At 44.2% G+C, this 25,949-nt stretch carries 29 protein-coding genes; 15 read left to right on the top strand and 14 right to left on the bottom strand.

What is annotated here, in order from left to right; all coding sequences use genetic code 11:
- Positions 1-79 precede the first annotated feature (79 nt).
- The 4 genes from ICN47_RS08920 (at position 80) to ICN47_RS08905 (ending at position 4,252) form a co-directional block, all read left to right on the top strand.
- Entirely contained in the window at positions 80-409 is a 330-nt protein-coding gene (locus tag ICN47_RS08920; protein ID WP_216219585.1) for a helix-turn-helix transcriptional regulator, read from the top strand.
- Positions 406-885 (top strand): arsenate reductase ArsC, encoded by a 480-nt coding sequence (locus tag ICN47_RS08915; RefSeq protein ID WP_216219584.1) that lies wholly within the window; start codon positions 406-408, stop codon positions 883-885. Before ICN47_RS08920 ends, ICN47_RS08915 begins: the two co-directional genes overlap by 4 nt.
- Positions 882-1,925 carry an ACR3 family arsenite efflux transporter gene (arsB, locus tag ICN47_RS08910; RefSeq protein ID WP_216219583.1) on the top strand — a complete coding sequence of 348 codons (1,044 nt, stop codon included), beginning with the start codon at positions 882-884 and terminating at the stop codon, positions 1,923-1,925. The genes ICN47_RS08915 and arsB overlap by 4 nt, the downstream gene beginning before the upstream one ends.
- A 122-nt stretch (positions 1,926-2,047) precedes the next feature.
- Positions 2,048-4,252, top strand: a complete 2,205-nt coding sequence (locus ICN47_RS08905; protein WP_216219582.1) for an OsmC domain/YcaO domain-containing protein — start codon at positions 2,048-2,050, stop codon at positions 4,250-4,252.
- A gap of 20 nt (positions 4,253-4,272) precedes the next feature.
- On the opposite strand, the gene ahpF is transcribed toward ICN47_RS08905, so the two are convergent.
- Positions 4,273-5,850, bottom strand: coding sequence for an alkyl hydroperoxide reductase subunit F (gene ahpF / locus ICN47_RS08900; protein WP_216219581.1), 1,578 nt, complete (start codon positions 5,848-5,850; stop codon positions 4,273-4,275).
- A 99-nt stretch (positions 5,851-5,949) separates the two neighbouring features.
- Entirely contained in the window at positions 5,950-6,513 is a 564-nt protein-coding gene (gene ahpC / locus ICN47_RS08895; protein ID WP_216219580.1) for an alkyl hydroperoxide reductase subunit C, read from the bottom strand.
- A 646-nt stretch (positions 6,514-7,159) separates the two neighbouring features.
- Between ahpC and ICN47_RS08890 the strand changes: the two genes are divergently transcribed.
- Complete coding sequence (locus ICN47_RS08890) at positions 7,160-8,482, top strand: GDSL-type esterase/lipase family protein (protein WP_216219579.1); 1,323 nt, start codon at positions 7,160-7,162, stop codon at positions 8,480-8,482.
- Positions 8,483-8,547: 65 nt separating this feature from the next.
- Here ICN47_RS08890 and ICN47_RS08885 read toward each other — a convergent pair whose 3' ends face one another.
- The 10 genes from ICN47_RS08885 to ICN47_RS08840 all read right to left on the bottom strand — a co-directional run bounded on the left by ICN47_RS08885 (position 8,548) and on the right by ICN47_RS08840 (position 15,498).
- Positions 8,548-8,826, bottom strand: coding sequence for a hypothetical protein (locus ICN47_RS08885; RefSeq protein ID WP_370626301.1), 279 nt, complete (start codon positions 8,824-8,826; stop codon positions 8,548-8,550).
- Between the two features lie 98 nt (positions 8,827-8,924).
- Positions 8,925-9,326, bottom strand: a complete 402-nt coding sequence (locus ICN47_RS08880; protein WP_216219578.1) for a DUF4239 domain-containing protein — start codon at positions 9,324-9,326, stop codon at positions 8,925-8,927.
- A gap of 8 nt (positions 9,327-9,334) precedes the next feature.
- Positions 9,335-9,958 carry a hypothetical protein gene (locus ICN47_RS08875; protein ID WP_216219577.1) on the bottom strand — a complete coding sequence of 208 codons (624 nt, stop codon included), beginning with the start codon at positions 9,956-9,958 and terminating at the stop codon, positions 9,335-9,337.
- A gap of 181 nt (positions 9,959-10,139) precedes the next feature.
- A complete protein-coding gene (locus ICN47_RS08870; RefSeq protein WP_216219576.1) occupies positions 10,140-10,439 on the bottom strand; it encodes a hypothetical protein in 300 nt (99 codons plus the stop codon).
- Positions 10,440-10,460: 21 nt separating this feature from the next.
- The gene (locus ICN47_RS08865) at positions 10,461-10,823 is read right to left on the bottom strand and encodes a hypothetical protein (protein ID WP_216219575.1); all 363 of its coding nucleotides are present in this window, start codon (positions 10,821-10,823) and stop codon (positions 10,461-10,463) included.
- Between the two features lie 162 nt (positions 10,824-10,985).
- Positions 10,986-11,384 carry a hypothetical protein gene (locus ICN47_RS13090; RefSeq protein WP_216219574.1) on the bottom strand — a complete coding sequence of 133 codons (399 nt, stop codon included), beginning with the start codon at positions 11,382-11,384 and terminating at the stop codon, positions 10,986-10,988.
- Between the two features lie 155 nt (positions 11,385-11,539).
- Positions 11,540-12,442, bottom strand: a complete 903-nt coding sequence (locus ICN47_RS08855; RefSeq protein WP_216219573.1) for a hypothetical protein — start codon at positions 12,440-12,442, stop codon at positions 11,540-11,542.
- Between the two features lie 88 nt (positions 12,443-12,530).
- The gene (locus ICN47_RS08850) at positions 12,531-13,499 is read right to left on the bottom strand and encodes a tripartite tricarboxylate transporter substrate binding protein (protein ID WP_216219572.1); all 969 of its coding nucleotides are present in this window, start codon (positions 13,497-13,499) and stop codon (positions 12,531-12,533) included.
- A gap of 15 nt (positions 13,500-13,514) precedes the next feature.
- Positions 13,515-14,579 (bottom strand): Ldh family oxidoreductase, encoded by a 1,065-nt coding sequence (locus ICN47_RS08845; protein WP_216219571.1) that lies wholly within the window; start codon positions 14,577-14,579, stop codon positions 13,515-13,517.
- 1 nt (position 14,580) lies between these two features.
- A complete protein-coding gene (locus ICN47_RS08840; RefSeq protein ID WP_216219570.1) occupies positions 14,581-15,498 on the bottom strand; it encodes an SMP-30/gluconolactonase/LRE family protein in 918 nt (305 codons plus the stop codon).
- Between the two features lie 86 nt (positions 15,499-15,584).
- On the opposite strand from ICN47_RS08840, the gene ICN47_RS08835 reads away from it, so the two are divergent.
- Positions 15,585-16,538 carry a tripartite tricarboxylate transporter substrate binding protein gene (locus ICN47_RS08835; protein WP_216219569.1) on the top strand — a complete coding sequence of 318 codons (954 nt, stop codon included), beginning with the start codon at positions 15,585-15,587 and terminating at the stop codon, positions 16,536-16,538.
- A 3-nt stretch (positions 16,539-16,541) separates the two neighbouring features.
- On the opposite strand, the gene ICN47_RS08830 is transcribed toward ICN47_RS08835, so the two are convergent.
- On the bottom strand, positions 16,542-16,862 hold the full coding sequence (locus tag ICN47_RS08830) for a DUF6150 family protein (RefSeq protein ID WP_216219568.1): 321 nt from the start codon (positions 16,860-16,862) through the stop codon (positions 16,542-16,544).
- Between the two features lie 32 nt (positions 16,863-16,894).
- Complete coding sequence (locus ICN47_RS08825) at positions 16,895-17,269, bottom strand: hypothetical protein (protein ID WP_216219567.1); 375 nt, start codon at positions 17,267-17,269, stop codon at positions 16,895-16,897.
- A gap of 95 nt (positions 17,270-17,364) precedes the next feature.
- On the opposite strand from ICN47_RS08825, the gene ICN47_RS08820 reads away from it, so the two are divergent.
- The 9 genes from ICN47_RS08820 to ICN47_RS08780 all read left to right on the top strand — a co-directional run bounded on the left by ICN47_RS08820 (position 17,365) and on the right by ICN47_RS08780 (position 25,833).
- Entirely contained in the window at positions 17,365-18,315 is a 951-nt protein-coding gene (locus ICN47_RS08820; RefSeq protein WP_216219566.1) for a tripartite tricarboxylate transporter substrate binding protein, read from the top strand.
- Between the two features lie 95 nt (positions 18,316-18,410).
- Positions 18,411-20,057, top strand: a complete 1,647-nt coding sequence (locus ICN47_RS08815; RefSeq protein ID WP_216219565.1) for a carboxylesterase/lipase family protein — start codon at positions 18,411-18,413, stop codon at positions 20,055-20,057.
- 74 nt (positions 20,058-20,131) lie between these two features.
- Positions 20,132-20,482 (top strand): DUF1622 domain-containing protein, encoded by a 351-nt coding sequence (locus ICN47_RS08810; protein ID WP_216219564.1) that lies wholly within the window; start codon positions 20,132-20,134, stop codon positions 20,480-20,482.
- 50 nt (positions 20,483-20,532) lie between these two features.
- Positions 20,533-21,513 carry a fumarylacetoacetate hydrolase family protein gene (locus ICN47_RS08805; RefSeq protein WP_216219563.1) on the top strand — a complete coding sequence of 327 codons (981 nt, stop codon included), beginning with the start codon at positions 20,533-20,535 and terminating at the stop codon, positions 21,511-21,513.
- Positions 21,510-22,478, top strand: coding sequence for a tripartite tricarboxylate transporter substrate binding protein (locus ICN47_RS08800; protein ID WP_216219562.1), 969 nt, complete (start codon positions 21,510-21,512; stop codon positions 22,476-22,478). The genes ICN47_RS08805 and ICN47_RS08800 overlap by 4 nt, the downstream gene beginning before the upstream one ends.
- Before the next feature lie 12 nt (positions 22,479-22,490).
- Complete coding sequence (locus ICN47_RS08795) at positions 22,491-23,033, top strand: VOC family protein (protein ID WP_216219561.1); 543 nt, start codon at positions 22,491-22,493, stop codon at positions 23,031-23,033.
- Positions 23,034-23,069: 36 nt separating this feature from the next.
- Positions 23,070-23,378: a hypothetical protein gene (locus ICN47_RS08790; RefSeq protein WP_216219560.1), complete on the top strand. Its 309-nt coding sequence runs from the start codon at positions 23,070-23,072 to the stop codon at positions 23,376-23,378.
- Positions 23,379-23,503: 125 nt separating this feature from the next.
- Positions 23,504-24,382: a 3',5'-cyclic nucleotide phosphodiesterase gene (locus ICN47_RS08785; protein WP_216219559.1), complete on the top strand. Its 879-nt coding sequence runs from the start codon at positions 23,504-23,506 to the stop codon at positions 24,380-24,382.
- Complete coding sequence (locus ICN47_RS08780; RefSeq protein WP_216219558.1) at positions 24,379-25,833, top strand: mechanosensitive ion channel family protein; 1,455 nt, start codon at positions 24,379-24,381, stop codon at positions 25,831-25,833. Before ICN47_RS08785 ends, ICN47_RS08780 begins: the two co-directional genes overlap by 4 nt.
- The last annotated feature ends 116 nt before the right edge of the window (positions 25,834-25,949 follow it).

Raw genomic sequence — 25,949 nt, 5'->3', positions numbered from 1 at the left:
ATGATGCCATAAGTCTACAGAGTCATATAAACAATGGAGAATTCATTAAACTGTCATATATTTCTATTATTATGGAAATATGAAAAATACAGATGCAATTAATGCTTTTCTCGCTTTGGGCCAGGAATCGCGACTGAATGTGTTTCGGCTAATTGTTCAAAAAGGCGATATCGGACTATCCCCAGGCCAAATTATTGAAAAGTTGGGCATTCCTAATGCAACCTTAAGTTTTCACCTCAAAGAATTGCTCAACGCAAATTTGTTGCTGGTAGAGCGCCAAAGTCGTCATTTGATCTATCGACCCAATGCGCGACTAGTCAAGGATTTAAGCGGATTCTTGCTAGAGAACTGCTGTGACGGAAAATCCTGTTTGCCTATGACATCCACTAAGAAGGCTCATTCAAAATGAAGCAATACAACATCCTCTTTTTATGTACTCATAACTCTGCTCGTTCAGTGATTGGCGAAGCAATAGCGTCTACTCATCCAAGCGGTAAGTTTGTAGGGTATTCAGCAGGCTCCACTCCTGGCACCTCAGTAAATCCCTTTGCAAGAGAATTGGCGGTGGAGATGGCTTATGACGAAAAAAAACTGCGGTCTAAGTCTTGGGATGAGTTCGGATTGCCGGATGCGCCAAAGATGGATTTCATCATCACGGTATGCGATAACGCGGCTGGTGAGCAGTGCCCATTTTGGCCAGGTCAACCAGTGACTGCCCATTGGGGATTCCCCGATCCATCGCAGGTTCAGGGTAGCGATGAAGAAAAGAGGCGGGCGTTTAAAGAGGTGATGATTGGGCTGAGGAAACGGATTGATATTCTCGCAAGCATGCCATTGGAAAAACTAGATTCGTTAAGTCTAAAAGAGATACACGCTAAATCATGAGTCAAATTACACAAAAGCTTTCTTTCTTGGATCGATATTTAACAGTATGGATATTCGCTGCAATGGCAGTAGGTATTGGCTTGGGATATTTCGTGCCGAGTGTTGAGGGCTTTATTAATCAGTTCCAGTCGGGTACCACCAATATCCCGATAGCGATTGGTTTGATTCTGATGATGTATCCGCCCTTTGCTAAGGTGAAGTATGAAGAGTTGCCCGATGTCTTTAAAGACAAGCGCATCTTTGGGTTGGCATTCTTGCTCAACTGGATAGTGGCACCAACTTTAATGTTCTTCTTGGCAATTATCTTTGTGCCCGATCAACCTGAATATATGGCGGGCTTGATATTAATTGGTATTGCCCCATGTATAGCAATGGTGATCGTGTGGAACGACATTGCAAAGGGCTCTACTGAGTATGCAGCTGGCTTAGTGGCCTTTAATGCGCTATTTCAGGTTCTATTCTTTAGTGTGTACGCCTATTTCTTCTTAACAGTCTTGCCACCGTACTTTGGCCTAGCTGGATCCGTAGTCGGCATCACTATTGGTGAGATTGCCAAGACGGTGGCGATTTATCTGGGTATTCCTTGCGTGGCCGGATTCTTGACTCGCTTTTTGATGCTGAAATTCGTAAGTAAGGAGTGGTATCAAGATCGCTTTGTGCCAAAAATTGGCAAGATTACCTTGATTGCTTTGCTCTTTACGATTGTGGTGATGTTTAGTCTAAAAGGTAAGCTCATTCTTCAGTTGCCCATGGACGTCATCACCATTGCCATTCCTTTGTTGGTGTTCTTTGTGGTGATGTTTGCATTAACCTTTTATATCACCATCAAAATGGGCATCGAGTACAAGCGCTGCTGTACTTTATCTTTTACTGCCTCTAGCAATAACTTTGAATTGGCGATTGCGGTTGCTATTGCCGTCTTTGGAATTAATTCGGGGGCCGCTTTTGCCGCAGTGATTGGGCCTCTAGTTGAAGTCCCTATTATGGTTGGCTTAGTTTCAGTTGCCTTATGGATTAAAAAGAACGTTCTGAAGGCCTAGCCATCTGTAGGGGTCTCTAGACCACTACAGTCGTTGTAGCACTTACTTGTTACACGGCATTGGCATTGGGATGGATAATAGGCCCTACATTATCTATTCGCAGCATATTCGGAATTATCTTCATGGAAATTAAGGTTAACTTTCTCGACAAGCTTCGCCTTGAAGCTAAGTTCGATGACTTTACGGTGATTGCAGATCAGCCTATCCGCTACAAGGGTGACGGCTCTGCTCCCGGCCCCTTTGATTACTTCCTTGCCTCATCCGCCTTATGTGCGGCTTATTTTGTGAAGTTGTATTGCGAGACTCGCAATATTTCTACCGAAAACATTCGCCTCTCTCAAAACAATATTGTTGACCCTGAAAATCGGTATCAGCAGATTTTCAAAATTCAAGTAGAGCTACCAGAAGATATCTCTGCTACCGATCGCCAAGGTATTTTGCGTTCCATAGAGCGTTGTACGGTTAAAAAAGTAGTGCAAGCGGGTCCAGAGTTTGTGATTGAGGTGGTAGAGAATCTCGATGCTGATGCACAGGCTTTATTGTCTTTGAATCAAAGCACCGATACCAGCACCTATATTGCTGGAAAAGATCTACCGCTAGAGCAGACTATTGCCAATATGTCTGCCTTATTGGCGGGCCTGGGAATTAAAATTGAGATTGCTTCGTGGCGCAATATCATTCCTAATGTTTGGTCCTTGCACATTCGAGATGCACATTCCCCGATGTGCTTTACCAATGGCAAAGGTTCTACCAAGGAAAGTGCGCTAGCGTCGGCTTTGGGTGAATATATTGAGCGACTTAGTAATAACCACTTTTATGCAGGCGCATATTGGGGCGCAGATATTGCTAATGCGGTATTTGTGCACTACCCAAATGAACGCTGGTTTAAGCCTGGCCCGAAAGATACCTTACCTTCAGAAATTTTGGATGAATATTCTCTTGGTATCTATAACGCCGATGGTGAGTTGCGGGGTTCTCATTTAGTTGATACCAATTCTGGCAATACAGAGCGAGGCATTTGCTCCCTGCCTTATGTCCGCCACTCAGATGGTAAGACGGTCTACTTTCCATCCAACCTGATTGAAAATCTTTTTGTTAGCAATGGCATGAGCGCAGGCAATACCCTGGCTGAGGCTCAGGTGCAATGCTTATCGGAAATTTTTGAGCGTGCAGTCAAACGAGAAATTCTCGAAGGTGAAATCGCTTTACCGGACGTGCCACAGGAAGTGCTTGCGAAATATCCAGGCATTCTGGCGGGCATCCAGGGCTTAGAAGATCAGGGCTTTCCAGTGCTGGTGAAGGATGCCTCCTTGGGGGGCGTCTATCCAGTGATGTGCGTCACGCTGATGAACCCCCGTACTGGTGGCGTGTTTGCCTCTTTTGGTGCGCACCCAAGTCTAGAGGTAGCGCTAGAGCGGAGTTTGACTGAGTTATTACAAGGTCGCAGCTTAGAAGGTTTGAATGATTTACCACCGCCTACTTTTGCAAGTGAAGCAGTGACAGAGCCTAATAACTTTGTAGAGCACTTCATTGATTCGAGTGGGATTGTGTCATGGCGTTTCTTCAGCGCTAAATCTGATTATGACTTTGTCGAGTGGGATTTCACTAGCAAGGGTGAAGACTCTAATGCACAAGAAGCGAAGACCTTATTTGGTATTCTGGAGTCTATAGGTAAAGAGTCTTATATGGCGATATACGACCAGTTGGGTGCTATCGCTTGTCGTATCCTAGTGCCAGGCTATTCAGAGGTGTACCCAATCGAGGATTTGATTTGGGATAACACTAATAAAGCGCTCCTGTTCCGCAATGACATTCTGAATCTGACTGAGTTAGATGATGCCAGGCTCCAGGCGCTGCTAGAGCGTCTAGAAAATAATGAGCTCGATGACTATGGCGATATCGCCACTTTGATTGGTATTGAGTTTGATGAGAACACGACTTGGGGTCAACTCACTGTTCTAGAGTTAAAGCTGCTGATTCATCTAGCGTTAAAGCAATTTGATGAGGCACTGGAATTGGTAGGGGCCTTCTTGCAATATAACGACAACACAGTCGAGCGACGTTTGTTTTACCAAGCCCTGAGCGCAGTCTTAGAAATTACTCTGGATGATGACTTAGCGCTTGAAGATTACGTCTTGAACTTTCGCCGAATGTTTGGCGATGCTCGAATGGACGCTGTCTTGGGTTCAGTTGATGGTAGTGTTCGCTTCTATGGCTTAACGCCCACCAGCATGAATCTAGAGGGCCTAGATAGGCACCACCGCTTGATTGATAGCTATAGAAAATTGCACGTAGCTAGATCTAAGGTAGTGCCCGCGAAACCGTAGGCCTTACTCAAGGACGCTGCTTAAGCAGCCACTGCCTTCTCTACCTCAGGGACGGAAGAGCGAATCAGATAATCAAATGCACCTAAGGAGGCTTTAGCACCTTCGCCCATGGCGATAATAATTTGCTTATAAGGCACGGTTGTACAGTCGCCTGCAGCAAATACGCCGGGTAGGGATGTTTCTCCTTTAGCGTCAACGATGACTTCGCCATGCTTAGAAAGTTCAAGTGTGCCTTTCAACCAGTCGGTATTTGGCAAGAGTCCGATTTGCACGAAGATGCCTTCAAGTTCAATGGAATGCTCGACATTGGTGGTGCGATCTTGGTAGATCAAGCCATTTACTTTCGATCCATCACCTAATACTTGCTTGGTGAGTGCGCTCTTAATGACAGTAACATTATTTAAGCTTGCCATTTTTGCTTGCAATACAGCATCAGCACGCAATTTGCTATCAAACTCAATGAGGGTTACATGGCTTACGATACCGGCTAAATCAATCGCAGCCTCAACCCCTGAATTACCGCCGCCGATAACAGCAACACGCTTCCCTTTGAAGAGTGGACCATCACAGTGAGGGCAGTAAGCAACCCCTTTATTGCGATACTCTTGCTCGCCAGGAACATTCATTTCTCTCCAGCGAGCACCAGTGCTAATAACGACAGATTTGCTCTTCAGAACAGCGCCATTCGCTAATTCCACTTCAAGGCCATGATTGGTTTTACGCAAGGCTGTAGCGCGTTGCAAATTCATAATATCGACTTCATAGCTTTTCACGTGTTGCTCTAAGGCTTGTACGAGCTTAGGACCTTCAGTTTCTTTTACAGAAATAAAGTTCTCAATTCCGAGAGTGTCCATGACTTGACCGCCAAAACGTTCAGCCAGGATGCCAGTGCGAATCCCTTTGCGTGCTGCGTAGATTGCAGCAGAGGATCCTGCAGGGCCACCGCCTACGATTAACATATCAAATGCATCTTTAGCATTGAATTTTGCAGCATCTTTTGCTGGGCTATTAGTATCTAACTTGGCAATGATCTCTTCTACAGTAGTGCGTCCTTGGCCAAACACTTCCCCATTGAGGATGACTGTCGGAACTGCCATGATTTGGAATTCATCTACCAAGCCTTGGAATAGGGCACCATCAATCATTTCATGCTCAACATTGGGGTTGAGTGCTGCCATTAAATTGAGGGCCTGCACTACGTCCGGGCAGTTATGGCAAGACAAGGAGATAAAGGTCTGAAATTTCAGCTTACTATCAATTCCCCGAATCTGGTCAATGATGTCTTGTTCTACTTTTGGTGGATAGCCGCTTGCTTGCAAAATAGCCAAGATAAAAGAAGTCATCTCGTGGCCCATTGGCAGGCCGGCAAATGTAATGCGAGCCTCACCATCTGCTTTACCAACAGTAAAGCTAGGAATTCTTTTGGATGTGCCGTTGGTCAAAACAGTGATCTTGTCTGATTGCTCAGCAACTTCATTTAAGAGTTCGAGCATTTGCGCTGACTGCTCGCTGTTATCGAGGGAAGCAGTCAACATGATAGGGCTAACAATCTTCTCTAAATAAGCCTTTAGTTGAGTTTTGATATTACTGTCTAACACGATAAGTTCCTTGGTATTAATTTAGTGAGTCTATTGGGCAGGATCCGGTCCTCTCCAATAGACTCTCCGAAGAGAGTCCGATTGGTGATGAGAGATCGATTAGATCTTGCCTACGAGGTCCAAAGATGGAGTCAAAGTAGCTGCACCTTCTTTCCATTTAGCTGGGCAAACTTCGCCTGGGTGTGCTGCTGTGTATTGCGCAGCTTTGAGCTTACGCAATGTTTCAGAAATGTCACGAGCGATTTCATTAGAGTGAATTTCTGCAGTCTTGATCACGCCTTCTGGATTGATGATGAATGTGCCGCGCAATGCAAGGCCTTCTTCAGGAATGTGTACGCCAAATGCGTTTGTCAATGTATGGGTAGGATCGCCTACCAATGGGAACTTTGCTTTGCCTACAGCAGGTGAAGTCTCATGCCAAACTTTGTGTGAAAAATGAGTGTCGGTTGTAACGATATACACTTCAGCGCCCATCTTTTGGAATTCAGCATAGTTCTCAGCCGCATCTTCAATTTCTGTTGGGCAATTGAAGGTAAATGCTGCTGGCATAAAAATCAAAACTGACCAATGGCCTTTGAGGCTCTCGTCAGAAATGGTAACGAACTTGCCGTTATGGAAAGCCTGAGTTTGAAATGGTTGAACTGCTGTGTTGATGAGAGACATATTGTTCCTTTCGGGGGTGTAAATACATTAATAACGAAGTGCCAACTGAAGCTATTTTCGGGGTAAAGATATTATTTGTCTAATAAATAGATTTGATAATATTGATCGATATTTTCGATAAACAAATTGGAGTGAATTGCTTGATATATAGTAATTCTGCAAAGATGGCCTATTTGCTAAAACGATATATCCAGGCCAAGGTGATTTGGATTAATCGAAAGCGCCAGAGCTTTGGATCTGGGGCATCTTCAGGAGGCGTGAATTACTAAGTCATTGAAAGTAAAGATTTAAATACTTGACTAAATTACTTGACTTTTTGAGATCATTCAGATATAGTGTTACTTCTGGTCGGGACTTGTCCTGACCAAGGGGATGGAGCTAGAACCAATAGGCAATTGTCACGGATGCCCATCCCCTCAAAAGAAATTCGTAGTTAACCGCCAGAGACATACTGGTGAGACAGGGGTAGATCCCGCCAGCGGAATACTGGCAAACGTCGACTAAGCTGCATAGATAAGTGCTGCAGGGAGGTCCACCAAACCAATATCAACCTGATCTTTGCATCAGGTTTTTTGCATTTTGGGCGCCAGAAGAGATAAATACCCTGAGCTAGAATCATTGGAAGTTCAATCAACCTGGATACGTAATGCGAAAAATATTCTTTCTTGGATTATGTGCTTTCTTGGCATGCAATCAATTGGCAATGGCTGAAAAAGATAAGTGGGTTACTTCTTGGGTTGGTTCTATTCAGGGGCCTTACCCGGTTGGCAATCCATCGGCCCAACCCAACTTAAGCAAAGTCTTTCCTGCGCCTGAACTCGGCGCTAATGATCAATCTTTTCGACTGATGGTTCGTCCAGACATCTGGGGAGCACGTACCCGCATTCGACTTTCAAATGCACTTGGTACAAAGCCAGTGACTTTTGAAAATGTATATATAGGCTTACAACTCGGTAGCGCCGAGATTGTGAAGGGCACCAATCTTCCAGTCACTTTTGCAGGCAAGAAAACAATTACGATTGCCCCCGGCCAATCCGCTTGGAGTGATTCCGTATCTCTTCCGTTTGTAAAAAAACTAGGAGAGGCAAATCTAGAAGGTCGTAACCTTGCAGTGAGTTTTTATATACCAACTGCTAGCGGTCCTATGACTTGGCACGCAAAAGCGATCGCGACTTCCTATGCCACCGCGCCGAATGCGGGATCTAAAACAAGCGAAGAGGCTGAAGCGGCATTTCCGTATTCTGTAGCTTCCTGGTTCTTTCTAGATGCGGTCGACATGTCAGCCCCGGTTAGTACAAAGGTCATTATGGGTTTTGGGGATTCCATTACTGATGGAACTGCTTCAACTATGAATGGCGACGATCGTTGGCCAGATGTTTTGTCACGTAGACTGCATAAAGCCTATGGCAATAAGGTGGTTGTTTTAAACGCTGGCATTGGTGGAAATCAAGTCGCTGGTCCGGCTGAATATTCTCCTGCGAAACCATTTGCGGGCGGACCTGCATCTGGTATGCGGATTGAGAGAGATATCCTAAGTTTGTCAGGCGTTTCTACTGTAATTTGGCTAGAGGGTATTAACGATTTCAGTAAGAACGGCAATGCTAGCACTCAGACAGTCATTGATGGGATGACCGATGGGGTACGCCGCCTTAAGGCTTCTGGTATTCATGTTATTGGAGCGACCGTCACCAGCGCTTTGGGTAGCGCTAGTGCTGCCCATGGATTTCCGGAGCAAGATGAAAAGCGTAAAGCACTTAATCAATTTATCCGAACCTCACCCATCTTCTCTGGCTATATCGATTTTGATGAAGTCATATTAGATCCAGCGACAGGGCAAATGAAAGCCGAATTTGTTCCGGATAGCACTATCGGCGGTCCTGGAGATAAGTTGCATCCCAATCGGGTTGGTTATCAAGTCATGGGTAACTCTATTAACCTCAATCAGGTGGTAAATCCCAAAGGAAATTAGTCCTTGCGGATAAATAAAAAAGCCCAGAATAAAATTTCTGGGCTTTTTAGCTTTAGTGCGATGGCCTAATGTTTTTGAAGAATAGCAATCGAATCGATTGTCTTTTGGAATGAAGTAGGTTGAATCGCACTTGGTCCCGCAAAGGGATTGTCAAAGAGGACTAGGAGGAAAAACATGACTCCAAGCGAGCCGCCTTCTAGCGCCATCATGACGGCATGGATACGGATATTCTTTGTTTTGAAGAAGGCTGAAAACAAAGTCAGGAATAGGGCTGATAAAACGAGGGCTCCCCACATCGGTTTCCCTACAAATGAAACAGCATTTTCAATTCGATTTCTACGCAAGTCTCTATAGGTAGAGAATAAACGTAAGGTTTCAGTATGAATGGCAAGGCCTTCAAGATTAGCCGCCTGATGGTTATGAAAAATAGTATTGATACGCTCTAGTTTTTGAAAGTTTCCACATTCATTTTTTGGCTAGTCAGGTTTGGCCACTCTTGATCAATGACTGCTTGTGCGTAATTAATGATCTCTTCTTGGCCTACTTTCTTTACTGCGCTAGGATAAGCCTCTAGCATTTGGTACAGATCAAATAATGTGTGCGCTTCTTTTGAAACATTGTCGCTTACGGAATTATGGTTTTGCCAAGCAGCCACTGTGACAAAGGCAAATATGAAGCCCACTAAGGTAGGCATGGTATTGGCAAAAATAGTTCCAAATATGCCGTCATCACTCAAACTCAACCAAGTGCAATATTTCTGGACCAGGAATAAGCAAACTAAACTCAATGCAACTGAAGTCGCTAGCAGAATGGTGAGAAGGGATATTTCAGATAGGTTGGTCATGAGCGAGGCTAATTTTTTCTACTATTAATTTGGTCAATTTCATATTGATCAAGAGTATTAATAATTTCAAGTAACTCTTTTCGGTCTTTCTCGCTAAAATTTTCTTTAGGATTTCCGGCTTGAATTGCTAAATTTTTTTCCTCTAGATCTTTAATATATAGGGTGATACGCTTATCACGAACTCCTGTAAGCTGATATATCTTGAAATAGAGAACAGCAATATTGACGTTTTCATAATCAGCAGTGATGGCACCCAGACTTTTCGAAACTGGGGTAAGTGCATATTTAGCATCGGCAACCGTTGTGGCCCTGCGCAATAAAAATCGCATATGGTTAAGGCGATTAACAATTTCAAATTCACAAGCAACAATTTCTTTTTCTTTGGCAATGCTTGTTTCGTAATGATGTTGGGTGACTTGGTATAGCGCAGCACCACCACTTAAAAAAACAGAGGATAAAAACCAGATACCAAAATTACTATTTAATACTTCGCTGACTTTTGCCCACAAATCTTTACCAAGATTATGGACATCTTTTTTAGTAGCGCTTAAATCAGCGCTAAGCTTTTTATTGAGTTCTTGGCGATAGCGTTCTTCCGCTTCGATTAGGGCTTTCTTATCATCACTTAGCATGGTATTGGCTCAAATGGAAAGCACTAATATTAGCAAAGAATTGACTATGAGGGGGTTAGCCCCCTTCCTGTAATTGGCCTTGGCAGCACGAGTACTTAAAAGCTCAGTCTGACTACTGCCTCTTTCAAGGGCGCCCCAGGGATCACCGCCTTTTTAAAACCAATGAAGCTTGATAAATGGTTTAGTGAGCGCCATCAATAATCCATTGCATTAGCTCGGTTGCATTTGTCGGTGTTAATTTTTGATGGGCCTTAATTTTGGTGAACAATTTACCTTTTCGTAATTTTTCACCTTGAAGGCGCGCGGCATCTGGTTGATCTTTAAATTTGGCATATTTGGCTGCTAACTCTGGCCAGGGTGGGGCATCGTATTCCGTATCCGCATGGCAGCCCATGCACCCATTTCGGACTGCTAGTTGCCGGTTGGCATAAGAGACGCTCGTTAATAGTAAGAGGGTAATCAAGATGAAGATTTTTTTCACTTTCCCTGCCTTAATAAAGGTTTATTTTTTGAATGCGATCTTTTTAATGACTTTTTTCACCAGGGGATTTGCACAAGATGCCATGAGTGAATCAAGGTTCTTAAATAGGGTAATCGCCCTAGGCGCAAGAGAAACAAATTTGACACGATGATCTTTAGTGTCGGTAGTGAGGGCTAAAAAATGAGAAGTCTTTAATCTCATTAATGCCGCATGTAATGTTGCCTGAGATCCCAGTTCTCGTAAATTAAGAACATCAGAGACGCGCTGGTGGGGGCTGGAGTCATGCATCAAGACTGACTGCAGAATTTGCTGCTCTCGGTTAGGCAGTCCTCGCCATATCTTTTCTTTTCCGTTAATGAAGCAACTGTAGGAGTTATATGTCATAGATCATAGTAGTCTCTTAAAGTCGCTTCTGCTTGATATAGATCGTATAAATCGTACTTAAATGCGTAATCTGTTCAGTATTTGCAAGTAATTATGGGTAGGCAAAGAAAAACCCCAGCTATTTCTAGTTGGGGTTCATGTATTACTAATGAAATAATCGTATTACCAGATAATCCAATCACCTGTTTCCCATTCGGATTGGGTAATGAAGCCATTATTGTCTTTATCAAGAATTTTGAATTCTTGTTCGGTCATTCCTAGTTTTGTCGCTTCGGCTTTACTAATTTTTTTATCTTTATCGCTATCAATTGCATCAATCGATTTATTTTGAGCGCGATAGGCGCTTGCCTCCGCATTAGTGATTTGATTGTTGCCATCTTTATCAATCTTTTTGAAGGTGGCATCCGGCATTCCTGCCTTTTGGGCCTCATCTTTGCTCACAATCTGATCTTTGTTTGCATCCATCGAAGAAAATGAAGCCGCCTTGGGGACGGTGGATTGCGCTTGACCAATGGCCGGAATCATTGCGGCTGCAATCAATAAATAATTTAAGAATTTCACTATAAGTCTCCTTTAGGTCGAAAGTACGATTACAAATGCACTTTTCTAGTAGGTTTTAAATGGAATCTTTGTTCCTAATTCCACTATACCTCTTTTAGGGTAATGTCCAATAGGGAATACTCATAGCTCTGACCAGGGCGGGATAACCATGCGGTTTATTCGATAGAGAAATCTTCTGCCATGAGCCGAGCATACTCATTGGATAGAAAGAAGTCAGGCGCGTCATCCAATGCGGAGATAGTGGCCATATAAGTCGAATTGGAATAGATAAAAAACCGAATTTGATCGTAAGCAGCCAGTAAATTGGCTTGCTGGAGTGTGAGGGCAAGATTCTTGAGTGCAGATACTTGATGTAGGAAGGCGCCAAAGTTGCTGCCAAATTTTTTCTCGTAGAAGCTTTTATCGTAGATGAAGGCAGCCACCTTAAATAGGTGATTTTGTATAAATGTCGAGAATAGTCTTTCAATCACAAAAGGCTTCATGGTGATGTTTTGGTCCCGGTGATAGGACCCAGTGCCCGCATAGACTGCTCCAACTTCGCTTCCTTTCAATACTTCTTGGTCAAGAGTGCTGAGCGCCTTGTCAACGAACGAGAAGTATTCGGTCCAAAAGCGTGGTTTTGCAATAAAGTAATTGCAAAACGCAAAAGCGTTTTTATCCATTGGGGCAGTGATGGGCAATCCAAGCGATATTTCTAGGAATTGGATAATCCTTTCAAGTCCAGCATGGCCGCACTGTACGCCTTGCTGCCATACATTTAAATGCAATGCCTCAATACCAATCATGGGGTTAATAAAGACGCAATCAAACCCCTCGTTGAATTGATGATCCGCAAATCGAACAAAATCTTCCACTGAGATTAAAGACTTATTGGTAAATTTTCTAGAAACCAAGCCCCAGGGTTCGTGGGAATTTTCATTAGCAAGGGCTATTTGCTTAAAGAGTTCGTACTCACGTGTACTGTTATCAGTATTGTTTTCGACGTTCCAGGGAATGGCGATAGGTGAAAGTAACTTTCTTTCATCTTCCCCGAGATAGGATTGGTAGAGCTTTGACATAAGCGCCGCTATAAATATTGAGCTAAAAAGAGTGTACTCTAGCCAAATCAACTGAGAAATAACAGTGCTATGTTATTTCGATCAATATTTAATCTGGCTTTAAGTTTCTGGCCTTGATGGTTTGAGCCCAGAGTTCTGTTTCATGGTTTACAAATGCCTTGAAGGCCTCTGGTGAGCTACCTACCAATTCAATTCCACCGGAGCCAATCTTGTTTTGAATATCAGGCGTTTTAATTGCCTTATTCAAATCATTTGCTAACTTCTTCATATTGGCATCCGACATACTTTGATTGGCAAAGAGTCCATACCAAAGCGGTAATGAGTAGCCAGGGATAGCTGCTTCAGCAACGGTTGGGACATCAGGTAATGCAGGCGCGCGTTTGCTCGTGGTTACCGCTAGCGCTTTGACTTTACCCGCCTTAATATTAGCAAGGCTAACGGGTAATCCAGGCAAATACATTTGTACATCGCCTGCAATTAATGCATTAAGGGCAAGAGCCCCACTGGTAAATGGGACATGGGTCATCGTGACGCCTGCTTGAGCATTTAATAGCTCACCCGCCATATGATCTGCATTACCAATACCCGCAGAACTGAAGTTCAATTCATTCGGTCTTTGTTTTGCATACTCAATTAACTCTTTCAGATTCTTCACTGGAAGATTGTTGTTTACGATCACCACTAGGGGCATTGAGGTCACTTGGGTAACAGGCTTCAAATCTTTCTTAAGGTTGTAAGAGAGCTTAGGGTAAAAAGAGGCGCTGATCGTAATGGCATTTTGTGCGATCAAAATAGTGTGATCATCCTCAACTCCAGCTACATAGCCTGCCGCCACATTGCCAGCGGCGCCAGTTTTATTTTCGACAATCACTGATTGGCCCCATATCTCAGAAAGGGCTGGTGCTATGGATCTAGCAACGAGATCCATACTGCTTCCTGGCCCAAGCCCTGAAACAATTTTGACGGTCCGGTTAGGCCAAGGCGCAGATGTTTGAGCAAGTGCAAATTGCGCGCAGACGAGAAGGGTAACTAGCGATAAGAATTTTATTATTTTCATGAATATCTCCGGTAATTAGATTGCAAACGGCAAGAGTTTTTCTTGTCCTGATTCAATCGCAACTTGTTTTAGGCTCAGCATCGTGTCTTCTGGCAACAGGAGGCCTAGCTGCCTATTTTTGGCATCTGCTTGCGCTTCCATTTCACCTGGGAAATAGACTTGCTGATGACCTTCAGCTAGAGGCACATCTTTTAATGAGTGAATGTATTCATCAATACGCTCTTCAAATTCTGAGAGTGGTTGAAATGCAGAAACATTGAGTGAGATCACTAAGTGACACGCAGCACTTTTATTGACTGGATCATAGGGGCCATGCACCTGGTCTAAAAAAGCGCCACCAGAAAGAACGCCCGAGAGAATATCCACCATCACGCCCATCACATAACCTTTATGTCCAGCCATCGGCAAAATGAAGCCTTCGATTGCCGCTTGGGGGTCGGTAGTGGGTCGGCCTTTTTTATCAATAGCCCAATCATTTGGAATAGATTGACGGCGCTTTTGGGCAAGATAAATCTTGCCACGCGCTACACCTGAATTTGCCATGTCCATCACTACAGCGCCATGTTTACCTCCTGGCACTGCGATTGACCATGGATTGGTGCCAATTTTCTTTTGACGTCCACCCCAAGGTGCCATATTAGGGCCAGCATTACTCATCAAAATGGTGATGCAACCTTCTTTAGCCCCCATCCTGGTGAAGTACATGCAGGTGCCAAAGTGATTGGAATTTTTAACGGACACAATACCTACGCTGTGTTGTTTAGCGCGCCTTATAGATTCTTCAACGGCGCGTTTTGCAACAACTTGACCAACGCCATCACCACCATCGAGAATGGCAATCGCATTGGAGTCCACTACCAGGCTTGAATGGGTGATGGGTTTCATGGCGCCAGAGCGTAAGCGTGCGTAGTACCAGGAGAGTCTTAGTAGACCATGGGATGAATGTCCCCATAACTCAGATTGAACTAAGGTATCTGCGGCTAGGTAGGCATCCTCCTGAGGGACACCTTCACTTTCATAAACCGCTTGGGTAAAGCGAATCAGGTCTTCTGGTTTGATGTAATTATTTTGCATTGTCATGTTATTGGTGGGAGTAGAGAGCTAGTCCTGGGGTATCCATGTGCGCTCGCAAAATGCTCCCCGTTTCTGATTCCGTTATATATAGGTCTTGATTATTTTTCCCACCAAAGGCGAGGTTTGTTGTCATGTGGCCAGCACATGAATTAATTCTGAGAAGGGGTTCACCACGTGAGGAGAACTTCCAGACTGCACCCATGCCTGCATGGGCAACATAAATATTGCCAGCCTGGTCCACGGCAAGACCATCCGGTCCCGAGCCGCCCGACATTTGAATAAAGTTACCAACTCGGGTAATGGATCCATCTGGTAGCAACATTGCACGCCAGATGCTATTCGCACGAGTAGCAGCAATATAAAGAAGATTTTCTTCTGGGTTAAGCGCGATCCCATTAGGGCTTGGGACATTATTCATGAGGCAGTTCAATTTCCCCGTTGCATCTAGGCAGAACACTTTGCCGGAAGGATCATGCAAGCCAGATTGACCTTGGTCAGTGAAATAAAGGCTACCATTTTTACAGAACACTAAATCATTTAGTCCTTTAAAGGATTCAGTTTTGTAGCGTTCAATATAGGGGCTGATTTTGCCTGACTGAGGATCGAGAAGCATCAAACCATTTTTATGATCGGCTACAAAAATACGCCCATCTCGATGAATTTTTAAACCATTAGGCTCACCATCGTATTCTGCAATTAGCTTGACCTCACCTTGAGGATCAATTCTATAAATTAAGCCAAAAGCAATATCCACAATAAAGAGGTTGCCCTCGCGATCAAACGAAGGACCTTCAATATAGCTGTCGGTTTTAAGATTTCCCTTGCCGGCCAGAATGCGTTCTTGTGAAAGTTGTCCGGACTTGCGATATTGATCCGGAATACGTGCAAAAACCTCAGTGCCCATTTCAGGTGGCGCCTTAAACATGTTGTCTCCGCTTTTAATTTATAGTTAGTCAGATAAATAAAGATCTTACTTGTCAGCTCTTTATTAAACAAGGTAACAAGACGAATATGAGACTATTTTTCATTTCTTTATTGGCTGTAATCTTGCAGCTTACGACTCCAGTGCATGCAGCTGAGTACCCAAATCGTACGATCAAGATGATTATTCCGTTTGCACCAGGTGGCGGCTCTGATACTTTAGGTCGGGTATTGGCTGAGAAAATGGGTAATGAATTAGGGGCTTCAGTCATTGTGGAAAATAAACCCGGCGCCTCAAGCATTATTGGTACAGATGCTGTTGCCAAGGATGCCCCCGATGGCTACACCTTGCTGTTAACGAATAGTGCTATTACCAGCAATCCCACTTTTTTCAAATTACCATTTGATACGCAGAGCTTGAGTGCGATTACTAAAGTTGCTAATGCTCCCCAACTTTTGGTTGCTAATCCTGGTGCACCATTTAAAAATTTAAAAGAGTTATTAGCTTACGCGAAAGCCAATCCAGGCAAAGTCACTATCGGTACTGCTGGTGCAGGACAGATCTCGCACTTGGCTGCAGAGCTCTTGGAAAAGTTGAGTGGCACAGAGATGACGATGGTTCACTACAAAGGAAGTGGTGGTGCTTTAGCGGATTTACTGGGAGGTCAGATCAATATGTCTTTTGGAACTGCCCCTGGTTTGATGCAATTTATTCGCAGTGGCAAGGTTATTCCGATTGCCGTATCTAGTGGTCAAAGAATGTCAGCTTTGCCTAACGTACCCAGTATTGCAGAGGTGCTGCCGGGTTATGACATTAATAATTGGTTTGGGATCTTTGCCCCTCCACAAACACCAAAGCCGATTGTGGATCGAATTTATCAGGCGGTAAATAAAGCGCTGGCTAGTCCCGAGTTAAGTAAAAAATTTGGTGAGGAAGGCTTTGATATTGTTGCGATCCCACCCGACAAGTTTGAGAAATCCTTCAAACAAGAAATTGGATATTGGCAAAAGTTTGCAAAAGACAATAATCTAAAGATTGATTAAAAACTAATACCTACAGCGCGCATCACTTTTGTACTTAGTGAAGTACACGATGAGACTGGCATCTGATTTGTATTTTGTGTAGTAAATAGTCGCCCTGGCATCGCTTTTATATTTGGTAAAAAACCAGACTCCAGGATCGTTGTCGGATTTATACGCCGTCTCATACACAATGCAATTGGCATCGGATTGATATTGGGTGACATAGACCTTGGCATCAGCATCTGAGGCATAGTCTGTAATGTAGATTTGAGCTGCATCGCTTGAACAGGTGTATGCAATAGCGAGGACGGTACAACACTTGATCCAGGTTTTAAAGTGCTTCATTGCCAGCATCTCGATGTACTTTATAAAAATATTTAAGTGATGAGCTTTGGGTCTAACGCCCGAATCCGTTCATCAACATAGTATCCACCGTATTCGGTATAACGCAAATACTTGCGACTACATTGCTTGCATTCATATACATCTGAGCGGTTATAGGGATGAAACTCAATGGATATAGGGGCATTCTCCGACCAGATATTGGTGCCGTTCGGGTGATTCTCTTCCCAGCGCTCTGGTGCGCCTTCGATTCTGAGAGTGCCAATAGGTTTGAGGCAGTCAAGATCAAATGAGCCAGGAACCGTTTCCCAGCCAGAGCAGACAAGAGATGAGCATTTGGAGCATTCAGTTTTTGGCTGAGGCGAGCTTGCGATCTCAAGAAACTCACTGCGACTTAATTCTTTAAGCATTTCATTATCATTTTTTGGATATGCGATATATTGGCATTGGTATAGATCAAACTGTACCTCAAACTATTTTGTTCCTGCCCTGAGTAAGGTGTCTTATGAAACTGAAGTCAATTCTGGCTATCCTGTTAAGCGCAGTTGCTGTTACGAGCTACGCAGCCTATCCCGATAAATCCATTAAATTTTTAGTGCCTTGGCCTCCTGGCGGAGCAACCGATCAAGTGGCGCGTATCTTGGTTCAGCCGCTGACAAAAGAGCTTGGTGTTTCTGTCTTTGTGGAAAACAAAGGAGGTGCGGGTGGCAATATTGGTACCCAAGCCTTTATTCAAGATAAGCCAGATGGTTATTCCATCTTGATGGCAACAAGCTCTACCAATGCTGCTGGCCCCCATTTATTCTCTAACCAAGGCTTTGATGTTATTAAAGACTTCACACCGGTTGTTTTGGTTTGTACCATCCCAAATATCATGGTGGTGCCCGCATCATCTCCTTGGAACAGCATGAAGGATTTGCTGAATGACGCCAAACAAAATCCAGGTAAGTTTACGTATGGTTCTGCTGGCATTGGTGCTTCTCAGCATTTAGCTGGCGCACAATTTAAAACAGTGACTGGTCTAGACGTACGTCATGTGCCATACAAAGGTAGTGGCCCAGCTGCTTTAGATTTGATGGCAGGCCATATCGACATGATGCTAGATACAGGTTCGCTAAATAATATTAAGGCCGGTAAGTTAAAGGCCTTAGGCGTGGCTGCGGATAAACGTATTCCGGAGTTACCTAATGTGCCCACAATGAAAGAGCTTGGTGTGCCAATGGTCGCAAATGCTTGGTATGGTGTCATGCTGCCTGCGGGCGCTCCAAAAGACGTTACAGAAAAATTGAATGCCGCTTTTAATAAAGTACTTCATGATCCAGAGGTCCGTAAAAACTTGCAATCTATTGGCGCGCAAATTGATGGCGGATCCGTTGCAGAATTTACAAAATTCTCTCAATCTGAAGTCAAGCGCTATGAAGGCATTGTGAAGATGTCGGGAGCCCCGAAGGAGTAAGTTTTTTCCAGATGCCCCAAAGAACTCCAAGCCACCTACGGGTGGCTTTTTATTTTGGGTAAGATGTTCCTTAATTCTTCAGTATCGGAGTTTTAATGAGAATCTTATTGTTATTACTAATGACTTTGACGCTACATGTGCAGGCTGCAGTTTTGCGTCCCGAGGTTCAATTGGGTGCTGGCAAATTGCAAGGTGCCATTGAGGGCAATATGCAGGCTTTCAAAGGCATTCCGTATGCCGCTCCTCCAGTAGGTGAGCTGAGGTGGAGACCACCGCAGGCTGCTCAAGCCTGGACGGGTATGCGCGATGCTAGTCAGTTTGGTCCTGCCTGTCCGCAGCCATATATCAAAGGCTTAAATGATGGCATGGTTCCTGGTAGTGAGGATTGTTTAAACCTCAATGTGTTTACTCCAAAAACCGGTAAAAATTTACCAGTCATGGTGTGGATTCATGGGGGTGGTTTATTGGTTGATGCAGCCAAGGATGCGCAGTTCACGCCACTGAGTTTGATTAAGAATGGGGTGATTGTGGTGACCTTTGATTACCGCATGGGGACATTTGGTTTCTTTGCACCTAAAGCATTAATCGACGAGGCAAAGGCTAAAGGTGAGCCCGTTGGTAATTACGGCATCATGGACCAAATTGCTGTGCTTAAGTGGGTGAAGAATAATATTCAAGCATTTGGCGGTGATCCAAACAATGTCACTATTTTTGGTGAGTCTGCCGGTGGTCGGAGTGTTACTTGGTTAATGGCTTCTCCTGCCGCAAGAGGCCTCTTTCATAAAGCAATTGCCCAGAGTGCGCAGCAGACGCCCATCCGTGGAATGACAGAGGAGCGTTTTGGCTTGCTGCCTGAGCAAGACTTGGACGCGAGATATATAGAGACTCTTGGGGTTAATTCTCTTAAAGAATTAAGAGCACTTACCTCTGAAAAACTGATGCTGACTTCTGCTCAGTTTGAGCAAGGGGAGTTTGGTGGCGCAATGATTGATGGCCAGATATTAGTAGGCGATCCGCTCGAGTTATTTTCCAAAGGTAAACAGGCCAAGGTTCCATTCATGATCGGAACAAATTCTTGGGACTCTAGTTTCTTTGTACCTAGCCAACCTCCTTTAGACGCTTATCTTAAAAGAATGGGTCAAGATCCTAAAGTGATTGAGAAGTTATATGCCGGCGTTAAAGACAAATGCATCTTGAGTTCTGACGTGATGGGGGATGCTTGGTATCGCGCTAGCACTAAGATGCTAGCCGATAGCATGAACGGGGTAGCGCCGGGCTACGCTTACTATTTTGACTACCTTACCAAAAATATTCGCGCATCTCATCCAGGCGTACCCCATTCTTTTGAAATTACCTACGTTTTTGGAAGTTTAGATTTAATGCCGCAAGCACCAAAGCAAGCTGAATCAGGCTCTGATCAATGCGCGCTGATACAAAAGGCCTCTGCGGATACCAAACAAAGAGGAACCTGGTCTGCATACTGGTATCCAACAGTCGATAAGGCTAGTACTCAAGATTGGGCAATGTCAGACAAGATGTCTAAAAGTTGGACTGCCTTTGCCAAGACGGGTAATCCCAATGTCAGTGGGCAGACTCATTGGCCTATTTATAAGGCAAAAGACGATGTCATGCGCAATTTCTCCTACGATAAAGAGCTTATTCAAGGGATGCTGAAGGAGCGCGTGGATTATCAAGCTGCGTTCTTGAAGAAGATGTTTGGGATTTCAGTGGAAAGACCTTAGGTAATAGTCATTTATGCCTAAAGCTATTACTATGATGGTGTAAAAATTGAACAAGCTAAAACTAAATAGAAATCATGGATCAAATTGAAATTATTCGGGCAGTAAGTAATGTCATGGATGCCCTTGGCGTAGCAGTGGTGTCGCTGGGCATGCTTTGGGGATTATTTCTTTTCGCCAAAGATCTCTATACGCAAAACTCTAGCGAGGCTTATAAGGCGTTTCGCATTCAAATAGTCCGCTCACTCATATTGGGGTTGGAGGTTTTAGTAGCGGGCGACGTCATTCGAACCGTTGCGATTAGTCCAACCTTAATGAGTGTTGGCGTATTGGGCGCTATTGTGCTGATTCGATGCTTTCTGAGCTGGTCTCTTACTTTAGAGATCGATGGTCGCTGGCCTTGGCAGCCGCCGCCGAAAAATGAGTAAAGCGATAGCTGTCAAGATTAAAAAATAATAAAAATTATTCAGGAGACAACATGAAATTAGCTAGTCTAAGAACTGGCGATCGCGATGGAGCATTGGTCGTGGTTTCAAAAGATTTAGAGCGCGCAATACTGGTGCCACAGATTGCTACAACCATGCAAAAAGCCATTGAAAGTTGGGCTACTTCAGAGAGTCAATTAAGCCAAGTGTATGAGCAATTGAATGCCAATCAAATAGATGGTGCATTTAAATTAGATATTGCTAAATTGGAAAGTCCTTTTCCAAGAAGTTATCAATTTCTGGATGGCTCTGTGTACTTACATCACATGGAGAAAGCGCGCAAAGCAAGAGGCGCTGAAATGCCGCCAAATTACAAAACTGAACCGCTCATGTATCAAGGCCTTTCAGATCGTTTTTGCGGACCAACCGAAGTCATGGTATTTCCGGATGCTACCTTAGAGCCCGACTATGAAGCTGAGGTAGCGATTGTGGTGGACGACGTACCAATGGGCGTGTCTAAGTCAGAGGCTGGTAAGCATATTAAGTTAGTCATGCTGCTGAATGATTACACCCTACGGGCTTTAACCAAAACGGAGTTGCCTAAAGGATTTGGATTTATGCAGGCTAAACCCACAAGCTCTTTTTCACCAGTAGCTGTGACATTAGATGAGTTGGCCGAGATGTGGGATGGTGAAAAAATTCATCTAGATTTAATATCGGAAATCAATGGCAAGCGTATGGGTCAGCCTAATACTGGTAAAGATATGTTCTTCACTTACCTCGATTTAATAGGGCATGCTTGCCGTACGAGGTCTTTGAGTGCTGGGACCATTATTGGCGCTGGGTCGGTTACTAACCAGGATGAGCAGAGTGGTTTTGGCTGTGTTGCTGAAGCTCGCATCCATGAGCAAATGGTGCATGGAAGTTCCAGTACACCATTCTTGAGGAATGGGGATGAGGTCTATATAGATGCATTAGATTCTCAGGGTAATTCAATCTTTGGTGCTATTCGACAGAAAATTAAAACACCATGATGACAAAACTCATCTGCTCGCTCTTGATTTCTCTAGGATTGCTGCTTGGTTCTGTTCTTGCGCAAGGTACCTATCCTGATAAGCCCATTACTTTGATTCAGGGTTTTGGTACAGGAGGCAATTCAGATACTATCGCCAGAATTATTGCTCCAGGCCTTGCAAAAGAATTAGGTCAGCAAATTATTGTTGAGGCAAAAACGGGGGCGGGTGGCAATATTGCCAGTGCTGCAGTTGCAAAGTCGCTGCCTGATGGCTATACCTTAATACTCTTAACGGGTGGTCATGCAGTATCTGCGGCGGTGTATAGCAAGCTTACCTTTAATCCGGTCGATGATTTTGAGTGGATTTCTTTAGTAACGCAGTTTCCCTTTGCCGTTTCAGTATCTGCAGAAAGTAAATTTAAAACGCTTGCCGATGTTATTGCTGCCGCCAAAGCTGCCCCAGATACGATTTCTTATACCTCGGTTGGTATAGGCTCCACACAACATCTCTCGGGAGAATTATTTGCTTCGATGGCAGGGGTTCGGATGACTCACATTCCCTACAAGGGTGGTGCAGGTCCCTTGCAAGATATTCTTGGGGGTAGGGTAGATGTGATGTTTGATTCGATCACCGTCACTAAAGCCCAAATGGAAGCTGGCAAATTAAGAGCCCTGGGTGTGACTTCATTAAAGCCTTACAAACTATTACCAGGTGTGCCGCCTGTAGCGGATACGATTCCTGGATATGAGGTGACCTCCTGGACTGGGCTTGCTGCCCCCAAGGGAACGAGTCCTGAAATTCAAAAGCGTCTTCATACTGCACTCCTGAAGGTACTTGCTGATCCTGAAGTAATTTCTAAGTTAGAGAATACGGGCGGCTTAGTAACCCCCTCAAGCTCAGGTGCACAAATGAAGCAGTACGTTAGTGGCCAAATTGCCAAGTGGAGAAAAGTACTTGTCTCCGCTAATATTCCACAACAGTGAATTGGGGGCCGCATGCTCTGTAAACGACTTCACCACGCAGCATATCGATGCTTAGATGCAAAAGATACAGTCCAGTTTTATACCGACATACTAGGTTTGAAGTTTTCTCATGCAATGGGCGAAGACCATGTCCCATCGACGGGTGCATATAGCCCCCATATCCACATCTTTTTCCAATTAGAAGATGGTAGTTGCATTGCTTTTTTTGAATGCCCTAAAGATCCTGGCAACATGAAGGATCTGGAGTCGCCAGATTGGATTCAGCATTTCGCATTTAAGGTGGAAAGTATGGAGGTCTTGCTGAAAGCTAAGCAAGAATTGATGGATAAGGGAGTAGAGGTATTAGGTCCAACCAATCATGATGATTTCATTAGCTCCATCTACTTCTTTGATCCATCGGGCCATCGCTTGGAGTTAACGGCGGATACTTGTGATGCCTCGATGTACCCCATCTTCGAGGCTGAAGCTCCTAAAGTGCTTGAGTTATGGAATGAAACTCACGACTGGTCCCAAAGGGAAAAAATCTTTGGCACTAAGTCTGGATACAAGCGCTAATATATTGAATCGTTACCTTAACCCCTAGGAATCTCTATGTCACATGTTGCTCACCTCTCCTTACAAACTAAACCTGGCTCATTTCAGAAAGTCTGCGATCGTTATCACCAGTTTGCTGAGGAAGTTTTAGCAAGTCATCCAGATTTACATGATGTCATCATCGTTGGTAATCAGGCGCAGAATGTGATTGAGGGATTTGGTATTTGGGAAAATGCTGAGCAGGCCGCCTCACTTGAAGATACACAAGACTTTGCCAATTTCTTAGCCGATATAGAAGGCAATCTTGCTGCCCCTGTTGGTAGAAATGATTTGCTGGTGTTTTACCGTATGAATCCAAAGAGTTAAGCTCTTCACGATTCAATATAACCCTCGCTGATAGCTCCAATTTTTTTGGTGGGTTTGTCCATTGCTAGACTGTCATCTCTCATTGTATAAACTCTATACATGCGACTAATCAAGCTATCTAGCAAATGAATGACTTCCAATTTGATTTGCGAGCGTATCTAAATTCATTTTTGGATGTAGAGAGAACTGCTCTCAATGCTCAGCTTCTGGAAGAGTTGCTTGCGGGGATTGAAAAAGAAGTGCAATGCATGCAAGATTTTCTTAATGCATTAGTCAACACCAATATTTGGCAATCCTGGTACATTGAGCCAAATCCCTATAAGGCAATGATTGTGGCTGTGGGGTCAGAAATTGATCGTTTGGCCGCAGTTAATACTGAGCCTGCATTCCATTCCAAGAGACATATGATGGATGTTTGTTTGATGCTCTCTTGCTTGCTGGTGCGCGAAGCTGCTCAAGAGAGTCAGCAATTTAGTCAGGCATGGACAACTACTTCGACTGAGAAGTGGCAACTCCTGCTAGCCGCATCTGCCCATGATTTGGGGCATCCAGGTTTAATCAATGGCTCTCCCTATGAGTTAGAGCAGCAAAGCCTGGATTTATTAAAGGCGCTCTTGATGGGGTCTAGCAAAGATTCGATATTAAGCCAGGAAACTCTGGAATCCATTAGCCCCTGGATTTTGGCTACTGATCATGGTCAATACAAGGCTCTTTTAGAACGCCTGGACAATAAATCCCCTGAACATGTTGATTGTCTGGCAATGCTATTGGTAGAGGCAGACCTTGCCTCTAGCGTGCTTCCTTTGAGAGGTCAACTTCTCGCTGGGCGCCTCAGCGACGAATGGGCTAAGCCATATCCTGAAAAATCCATTGCTCTTCGAAATCAGGTGGGGTATCTTAGCTTCCTTACGAGTTTGCAGTTTGTCAGTCCTCAAGCTGCTTGCGCTGGTATCCCACAAATATTAAATAATTCCCTTACACAAATTCGCATTCAACTGTCATGAAGATTAATCACAATATTTTTACTTTACCAAAACCGCTCTTTTGGCTTTTGGCTATTTCGAATATCGCTTTTGCTTTTTGGCTTGAAAGTCGCTTCGGATCATTTTGGGCATGGAACATCACAGACTTAGCTGATAAGCATGCTGTCCGCCTTGAGGACATTCTGGCGGTTGGGCAGTTTGTTTTATTTGCCGTATCTGTGGATATGGGAATTAGGCACTTTGTAGCGCGCTTTAATCAAACCACACATGGCACACCAGTCCCTGCCATCTTAGTGCAGGCAGTCACAATTATTTGCTACAGCATTATTGGATTGTTTGGCTTCATTGCGATGTATGACCATTCGGCAGGTCAAATATTGGCCGCTTCGGGTGCGATTGGTTTCGGCATCGTTTACGTCATGCGTGAAGCTATTGCTGACGTGGTTGCTTGTATTCAGATTCAGTCTGACGGCTTAATTAGTATTGGCGATCAGATTCAAGTAAGAGGTGATGGTGGTGGGTATTATGAGATTGTGCAGATGGATCGCCGGATGGTGACCATTAAAACGGTCTTACAGTACACCGTTCGAGTGCCTAATCGTCGCTTTATTAATATGGATTACATCAACCTCTCTAAGCAGACTACGGAGATGGGCGCGCGCCGTATTTTGGAGCTCGACTTAGACTCTGGTAACGATGCCGATAGGGTCATTGAGCTGCTAAGTCAGGCCGCTGAATACACCATTAAAAATGATCCAAACTTTTTTCCTTGGTACCGTGCGTTTTTAGCCAAGATTAATAATGGCACTTACACCTTCTTCTTGGTATATGAGTGCAACCCCACTATTCCGCCGATTCGTTCAAACGGTATTGTGAATTTATCGATTGCCCGCTTCTTTAAGCTGGGCGGTATTAATATGAACTCAACGGTAGAGGTCTTTAAGTCGTCTGAAATTATTGATACAGTTAAGAATCGCCTCAAAGATGTGTATCGCTTAGGCATTCTTAAAGCATTGAGTGTGGAGCAGGTTATTCAATTAACGGATGCAGCTCAGATCGTGAATTGCCGCGCTAATCAACACCTCATTGAAAAAGGGCATACCGCAGACAGTATGTACATCTTGATTGAGGGTAGCTTGGAGGTAACCATACCGAAGGATGAGGAGGAGGTAGTGGTGGCATCAATTTGGCCTGGAGATTGCGTGGGCGAAATGTCCCTGCTTACAGGTGAACCGCGATCCGCAAATGTCCGTGCCAAGGTGAATTCCACTTTGCTTGAAATTACCAAGGCCAATATTGCCCCAATCTTTGAGACTCACCCCGAGTTAATAGAGGAAATCTCAGCAGTACTGGAGAAGCGTAAGGCTGCCAATCAAATACTATTGAACAAAACCATAGATGCTGATGAGGTTGAAAAGGACATTAAGGCTTTAGCCAAGAAAATCCTGAAATTCTTCTTTAATAAGGGTTAACCCTTAGTATTGTTGGGATAATCTCCTTTGCCTGAAATAAATGCTGGGTATATTCCCGGCATTTTTTTGCCCCGCCTCCCGCTACTAGGGCTTTGAGTGAGCTGGGCTGGAATGCT

It is taken from the genome of Polynucleobacter sp. AP-Latsch-80-C2 (assembly GCF_018882185.1).
In the GTDB taxonomy this organism is placed as follows: domain Bacteria; phylum Pseudomonadota; class Gammaproteobacteria; order Burkholderiales; family Burkholderiaceae; genus Polynucleobacter.
The sequence above is the reverse complement of the archived record's forward strand: the minus strand, read 5'-3'. Positions and strand labels throughout refer to the sequence as shown.

Bases quoted from the DNA above. Each gene is read 5' to 3' on its own strand.
- ICN47_RS08915 (WP_216219584.1), top strand. From the start codon at position 406: ATGAAGCAATACAACATCCTCTTTTTATGTACTCATAACTCTGCTCGT.
- ICN47_RS08800 (WP_216219562.1), top strand. From the start codon at position 21,510: ATGATGACAAAACTCATCTGCTCGCTCTTGATTTCTCTAGGATTGCTG.
- ICN47_RS08880 (WP_216219578.1), bottom strand. From the start codon at position 9,326: ATGACCAACCTATCTGAAATATCCCTTCTCACCATTCTGCTAGCGACT.
- ICN47_RS08855 (WP_216219573.1), bottom strand. From the start codon at position 12,442: ATGTCAAAGCTCTACCAATCCTATCTCGGGGAAGATGAAAGAAAGTTA.
- arsB (WP_216219583.1), top strand. From the start codon at position 882: ATGAGTCAAATTACACAAAAGCTTTCTTTCTTGGATCGATATTTAACA.
- ICN47_RS08850 (WP_216219572.1), bottom strand. From the start codon at position 13,499: ATGAAAATAATAAAATTCTTATCGCTAGTTACCCTTCTCGTCTGCGCG.
- ICN47_RS08830 (WP_216219568.1), bottom strand. From the start codon at position 16,862: ATGAAGCACTTTAAAACCTGGATCAAGTGTTGTACCGTCCTCGCTATT.
- ICN47_RS08810 (WP_216219564.1), top strand. From the start codon at position 20,132: ATGGATCAAATTGAAATTATTCGGGCAGTAAGTAATGTCATGGATGCC.
- ICN47_RS08790 (WP_216219560.1), top strand. From the start codon at position 23,070: ATGTCACATGTTGCTCACCTCTCCTTACAAACTAAACCTGGCTCATTT.
- ICN47_RS08905 (WP_216219582.1), top strand. From the start codon at position 2,048: ATGGAAATTAAGGTTAACTTTCTCGACAAGCTTCGCCTTGAAGCTAAG.
- ICN47_RS08865 (WP_216219575.1), bottom strand. From the start codon at position 10,823: ATGACATATAACTCCTACAGTTGCTTCATTAACGGAAAAGAAAAGATA.
- ICN47_RS08875 (WP_216219577.1), bottom strand. From the start codon at position 9,958: ATGCTAAGTGATGATAAGAAAGCCCTAATCGAAGCGGAAGAACGCTAT.
- ICN47_RS08835 (WP_216219569.1), top strand. From the start codon at position 15,585: ATGAGACTATTTTTCATTTCTTTATTGGCTGTAATCTTGCAGCTTACG.
- ICN47_RS08845 (WP_216219571.1), bottom strand. From the start codon at position 14,579: ATGACAATGCAAAATAATTACATCAAACCAGAAGACCTGATTCGCTTT.
- ICN47_RS08890 (WP_216219579.1), top strand. From the start codon at position 7,160: ATGCGAAAAATATTCTTTCTTGGATTATGTGCTTTCTTGGCATGCAAT.
- ICN47_RS08820 (WP_216219566.1), top strand. From the start codon at position 17,365: ATGAAACTGAAGTCAATTCTGGCTATCCTGTTAAGCGCAGTTGCTGTT.
- ICN47_RS08785 (WP_216219559.1), top strand. From the start codon at position 23,504: ATGAATGACTTCCAATTTGATTTGCGAGCGTATCTAAATTCATTTTTG.
- ICN47_RS08840 (WP_216219570.1), bottom strand. From the start codon at position 15,498: ATGTTTAAGGCGCCACCTGAAATGGGCACTGAGGTTTTTGCACGTATT.
- ahpC (WP_216219580.1), bottom strand. From the start codon at position 6,513: ATGTCTCTCATCAACACAGCAGTTCAACCATTTCAAACTCAGGCTTTC.
- ICN47_RS08815 (WP_216219565.1), top strand. From the start codon at position 18,411: ATGAGAATCTTATTGTTATTACTAATGACTTTGACGCTACATGTGCAG.
- ICN47_RS08805 (WP_216219563.1), top strand. From the start codon at position 20,533: ATGAAATTAGCTAGTCTAAGAACTGGCGATCGCGATGGAGCATTGGTC.
- ICN47_RS08780 (WP_216219558.1), top strand. From the start codon at position 24,379: ATGAAGATTAATCACAATATTTTTACTTTACCAAAACCGCTCTTTTGG.
- ICN47_RS08920 (WP_216219585.1), top strand. From the start codon at position 80: ATGAAAAATACAGATGCAATTAATGCTTTTCTCGCTTTGGGCCAGGAA.
- ICN47_RS08825 (WP_216219567.1), bottom strand. From the start codon at position 17,269: ATGCTTAAAGAATTAAGTCGCAGTGAGTTTCTTGAGATCGCAAGCTCG.
- ICN47_RS08795 (WP_216219561.1), top strand. From the start codon at position 22,491: ATGCTCTGTAAACGACTTCACCACGCAGCATATCGATGCTTAGATGCA.